The sequence below is a fragment of the Streptomyces sparsus genome (assembly GCF_054776295.1).
The window spans coordinates 1-1,583 of the sequence record NZ_BAAHCA010001034.1; the positions used below are offsets into that span (position 1 = coordinate 1).

Below are 1,583 nucleotides of genomic sequence, written 5' to 3' on the forward strand. Positions count from 1 at the left end.
TCGCCCCGGGGGGCGCCTCCACGCGGATCTCCTCCCGGGCGGTGCTGGCCGGCCGGCCCCGCACCCGGCTGCCGCGGCGTCCGGCGGTCTCGATGATCCCGCGCTCCCGCAGGGTCCGGTAGGCGGCGGCGACGGTGTTGGGGTTCACGCCGAGCCGTGCGGCCACCTCGCGTACCGGCGGCAGGAGTTGACCGGGGGCGAGCCCACCGTCGGAGACACCGCGCTCCACGCTCTGCGCGATCTCCGTCGCACCCCGGCCTTCGATCCGATAGTCTTCTAGCACAAAGCTCATTTTGCACTAGTACAACAACTCCCGTCAAGGTCGACTCCACCACGTCGACCGGCGTCGCACCCGCCGGTGCGCAACGCCCCGCCCCGAGGAGGTCTCCATGCCGGAGCCGAGCAGCACCTACACCGCCACCGAGCACTCCACTCCGAGCCGGTCCCGCCACCGGGCGTCCTACGACCGCTCAGTCGTGCACGCCATCCTCGACGAGGGCCGGGTGTGCCACCTGGGCTTCGTGCGGGACGGTCGGCCGGTGGTACTGCCGACGCTGTACGCCCGGGTCGGGGAGCGGATCTACGTGCACGGCTCGACGGGATCGGGCCCCGTCAGGCTCGCCGCGGACGGCGCTGAGCCGGCGATGCCGGTGTGCCTCACCGTCACCCACGTCGACGGACTGGTGCTGGCCAGGTCCGCGATGCACCACTCGGTCAACTACCGCTCGGTGGTCGTGCACGGCGACGCCCGTCCGGTGACGGACCCGGCGGAGAAGGTCGCCGCGCTCGACGCGCTGGTGGAACAGGCGATAGCGGGCCGCTCCACCGACTGCCGTCCGGCCGACGCCAAGGAGCTGGCCGCCACCGCCGTACTCGCCGTCGAGCTGCGGGAGGTGTCGGCGAAGATCCGCAGCGGCGGCCCCAACGACGACGCAGGGGACGTCTCACTCCCCCACTGGAGCGGTGTCCTCCCGGCCGTGTCCGGTTTCGGAGCGCCCGTTCCCGCGGACGACCTCGACCCCGCCGTACCCGTTCCCGGCTACCTTGCGGCTCTGACGCGTCCCTGACCGCGTCTCCGCGAGCACCAGCGCCGACACGGCCGTCAGCAGCACCACCGTGCCGGCCACCGTCGGCGCGGTGAGGTGCTCACCGAGTAGCAGCACGGCGATCACCGCGGCCGTCACCGGTTCGATCAGGGCGATCACCGAGGCGGTCGCGGCCCGCACCACGGCCAGACCGGCGAAGTACAGCAGGTACGCGAGGGCCGTCGGCACCGCGGCCACGTACGCCATCAGCGCCAGCGACCTCCCGATGCCCTCCGCCTGCGGCAGCACGCCTTCCAGCAGTGCGAAGGGCAGCAGCAGCACGGAGCCGACGGCGAACGCGGCGACGGTGGTGGCCAGCGGGTCACCACCCGCCGACCCGGCGCTGCCGAGCCGGCGGATGTACAGCGTCATGGCCGAGTAGCCGAGCGCGGACAGCAACGCGAGTCCCACGCCGGCGGGCCGTACCGTGCCCGAGCCGTCGGCGCCGCCCAGCACCAGCACGCCCAGTCCGGCGAGCGCGCCGAGCACCGCCGCACC

The 1,583-nt window shown here is 73.4% G+C and carries 2 protein-coding genes and 1 pseudogene; 1 reads left to right on the forward strand and 2 read right to left on the reverse strand.

What is annotated here, in order from left to right:
• The coding region (locus ACYVE9_RS26055; protein WP_461030352.1) for a GntR family transcriptional regulator at window positions 1–283 on the reverse strand (283 nt) is incomplete at its 3' end.
• A gap of 106 nt (window positions 284–389) precedes the next feature.
• Between ACYVE9_RS26055 and ACYVE9_RS26060 the strand changes: the two genes are divergently transcribed.
• Complete coding sequence (locus ACYVE9_RS26060) at window positions 390–1,067, forward strand: pyridoxamine 5'-phosphate oxidase family protein (RefSeq protein WP_461030353.1); 678 nt, start codon at window positions 390–392, stop codon at window positions 1,065–1,067.
• Here the strand turns inward: ACYVE9_RS26060 and ACYVE9_RS26065 are convergent.
• Window positions 1,053–1,583: pseudogene (locus tag ACYVE9_RS26065) on the reverse strand (DMT family transporter); the annotation flags it as partial. The gene ACYVE9_RS26060 and the pseudogene ACYVE9_RS26065 overlap by 15 nt on opposite strands.

Excerpts from the sequence above, each read along its gene's own strand:
- ACYVE9_RS26060 (WP_461030353.1), top strand. The coding sequence starts at position 390 with ATGCCGGAGCCGAGCAGCACCTACACCGCCACCGAGCACTCCACTCCG.